The 3444-nt window shown below is 37.7% G+C and carries 3 protein-coding genes and 1 pseudogene; 2 read left to right on the plus strand and 2 right to left on the minus strand.

Features of this window, described 5'->3' with window-relative positions:
- The coding region (locus AC1DPQ_RS21745; protein WP_477610850.1) for a serine hydrolase domain-containing protein at positions 1–987 on the plus strand (987 nt) is incomplete at its 5' end.
- A 223-nt stretch (positions 988–1210) separates the two neighbouring features.
- Positions 1211–2254 carry a hypothetical protein gene (locus tag AC1DPQ_RS21750; RefSeq protein WP_029275494.1) on the plus strand — a complete coding sequence of 348 codons (1044 nt, stop codon included), beginning with the start codon at positions 1211–1213 and terminating at the stop codon, positions 2252–2254.
- A gap of 192 nt (positions 2255–2446) precedes the next feature.
- Here the strand turns inward: AC1DPQ_RS21750 and AC1DPQ_RS21755 are convergent, their stop codons facing one another.
- Both AC1DPQ_RS21755 and AC1DPQ_RS21760 read right to left on the minus strand, forming a co-directional pair.
- A complete protein-coding gene (locus tag AC1DPQ_RS21755; protein ID WP_477581915.1) occupies positions 2447–3007 on the minus strand; it encodes a type 1 glutamine amidotransferase domain-containing protein in 561 nt (186 codons plus the stop codon).
- Positions 3008–3252: 245 nt separating this feature from the next.
- Positions 3253–3444 (minus strand): annotated as a pseudogene (locus AC1DPQ_RS21760) (glycosyltransferase); the annotation flags it as partial.

Here is a 3444-nt window from a genome sequence, read left to right on the forward strand (position 1 = left end):
GATTTAGATACACTTCATGTTCTGGATGGAAATAATCAATCTGTTCCATTGAAAGAATATTTAAAAAATGGAGCGGTCAACGCTTTTATCGTGATCAGGAATGACAGTGTTTTATACGAAAAATATGATAAAGGTTATCGTGATAGCACCTTAACTACCATTTTTTCTGGTGCCAAAAGCATGATTTCTATTATGATCGGACAAGCATTAAATGATCATAGCATTAAAAGTTTAAACGAGAAAGTAACCGAATATATTCCCGAGTTAAAATCAAATCCAGCTTTTCAAGAGATCACACTAAAAAACCTTTTAGATATGAAATCCGGCCTGGAGTTTCAGGATGCTGTAGGTGGGATTGTTAAGGCATTTTTTTCTGATGAAGCCAAATATTATTATACGGATGATATGGAAGCCCAATTGATGAAAGTTAAACTGGTGAATAAACCCGGCACGGTTTGGAAGTACAAAAGTATCGATCCGATTTTATTGGGTTGGGTTTTGCAAAAGGCAACTGGTAAATCGGTAGCGCAATATTTCGAAGCCAATGTATGGAAACAGATCGGAACACAGTATAACGCCACTTGGGGATTAGATCAGGTTAACGGTTTAACAAACACTGCAAGTCGCTTTCAGGTTACGGCTATCGATTTCGCCAAAATTGGTCGATTATATTTAAATAAAGGCAAATACAAGGGGAAACAGATTGTTCCAGAAAGCTGGGTAAATCAATCGATAAATATAGGTTCCGAAAAACCTGCATCGGCAAAAGGCTGGCAAAAATCAGCCCATCACTATCTTTGGTGGGTTCCACAGGAAGGTGATAATGGCGATTATGCTGCAGAAGGCATGCTCGGCCAAAGATTGTATGTCGATCCGAAAACGAATACCATTATTGTTCAGTTTGCCGATCACGGCGCAGGGAATTATCCCTATAGAAAAATCAGCAGGTATCTGAGTGGATTGCCATTCAGTTATCCGAGGGGTTAATAACCACTGAGAACACCGAGTTTTCACAGAGAAAGACGAGTTAAGCTGACTGTTTTGCGTGCTACGAACTCAGGAATAGAGAATATATGCATGTGTTCCGTGCTTCTGTGGCTAATATTAATTCACATTTAAACCATCCTCTGTTTCCTCTGTGATATTTCTTCGTGAACTTTGTGGTAAAAAAAAATATACATATTTCTATAAAATAGTACATTGCCTCTACATGGAAAATAACGATGTAAGAATTTCGAAAAAGAAGCCGATTTTTCCGGTAACGCCTGCTTTGCAGAAATATTTACGTACTTACCAGCGCGAAGCAAAATTGCCCATCGGTTATAATGATTTAATGCAGTTTAACGAAGCTTTTCCTTTAATGGATAAGTTTGGGAAGGACTCGCTCTGGGAAGGGCCGATTTATGCACAGGATTTAATTGAAACTTTGCATGATGGTTTAAAGGAAATTTATGCAAACTTAAAAGCATCTGGCAATCTGCGGATTGTGGAGCATAAATACATTGATAAAATAGAATATTGCACCTTCGGAAATACCCATCCATTTCGTATCCGCATTGTAAACCGTTTAAATGATGTTTACGATTATTTCTATATTAAAAAAGCCGATGCTTCGCGGATTTATGGCCTGGAAATGGAAGAAATCCTTTCGCCCAATCAGGTAAATTATCTTGTTGATGGCAATACCTTAGTGGAAGAACATATTGCGGGGATTCCGGGGGATGTTTTTACAAAAGGACAATTATATACACCTGAGTTTAATCCGACCAGGATAGCAAAAGAGTTCGTAAAGTTTAATGAACGTTGTTTGATTATGCTTTTGGGTGATATGCGAGCGTATAATTTTGTGGTACAGATTACACCCGATTTTGATGATATTCAGTTTCGTATCCGTGCAATAGATTTCGACCAACAGTTTTACGAAGGGAATTTAAAGGTTTATTTGCCCCAGTTTTTTAAAGAGAACTTGCCCTATGTAAAAATGAGCATGGAGCAATTAACGGAGAAAACCGTACTTCAATACCAACAAGAAGAACGTTCGTCTATTGTGCACCGTGTAAGAAGCGAACGGCACCGTCTAACCGATCTCCGTGATGTTTCTAATAAGGAAGAATTAACCACACCGGAAAATATCGCTTTGCTAAAACAGAGTATGAGTGAGTATTTTAAGGATGTAAATTATTTGCGCTGTAAAACCATGACTGATATCATTGAATTGAACATTAAAAATATTATTAGGCAGGTTAAATTATAAGTGCTGTCAGATGTTACCATCTGACATGAAAAGTAATTTTAGTGGTGTTGGATGTTACCATCCGACACGAAAAATCAAAAGAAATTTATCCGTCAGATGGTAACATCTGACGGCACAAAAAAGACTAAAATAAAAACGGCTGACAATTTGCCAACCGTTTTTGAGTGAATCTAGAAAGAGCGTCCAAAGTTTTTAGGCATGCAGCCCTTCGTGAACACCTTCGGCAAATTCCTCTACAATTTTATCATTAAAAGTAGGTAAATCTTTTGGTGTACGGCTCGTAACCAAACCTTGGTCTACAACTACTTCCTCATCCGACCATAGTGCGCCTGCATTGATTAAATCCTGTGAAATATTTTTTACTGAGGTCATTTTTCTGCCTTGAACCACATCTGCATTAATTAAGGTTTGTGGCCCATGACAGATTGCCGCAACTGGTTTCCCATCGGCAAAGAACGACTTTACAAAGGCTATCGCATCTTCGTTAACACGAAGCTGATCAGGATTGATAACACCGCCCGGTAAAAGCAAACCATTATAATCTTCGGCATTTGCTTCAGAAATGGTTTTGTCTACATCAACTTCTATCGACCAATGATCATGGTCCCAGGCTTTTATTTTTCCACTTTTTGAGGAGATAATGTGAACGGTTGCGCCCTCTTCTTTTAACCTTTTAACTGGCTCGGTTAATTCTACTTCTTCAAATCCGCTTTCTGTAAGTACAGCAATAGTGCGGTTACTTAATTGTCCCATAATCTTTAAATTTTTAATAGGTAATGTATTAAAGACAGTTCGGGGAAATTATTGTTTTTAGAAATTTGAGATTAGGCAATGCACTATGACTTAGTCCACTCGTCATGCTGAACTTGTTTTATTAGAGGTTTATTATGTTTTAATGGCCTAATAGCTACTACGTGGTCAGCATCTTTTAAGGTATCAATACTGTTTAGTTAGATAGATTCTGAAACAAGTTCAGAATGACGCCCGAAAGAAAGTATCTAGTCGTTCGTTCTACGGTGCTTAACAAAATACAAAGCTAAATTACCTGCAATGATAAGATGATTAAAGATATTCGGTACTAAACCATAATATTTGGTGAAGATTTTAAACCGCTCTTTTAAGCTTTCGCGGTGTTTTTTCTTGCTCATGCCACCAACCAGGTATTTGGCTACATAACGGTGAACATTAAC

Source organism: Pedobacter sp. 01T416_2 (assembly GCF_056398925.1).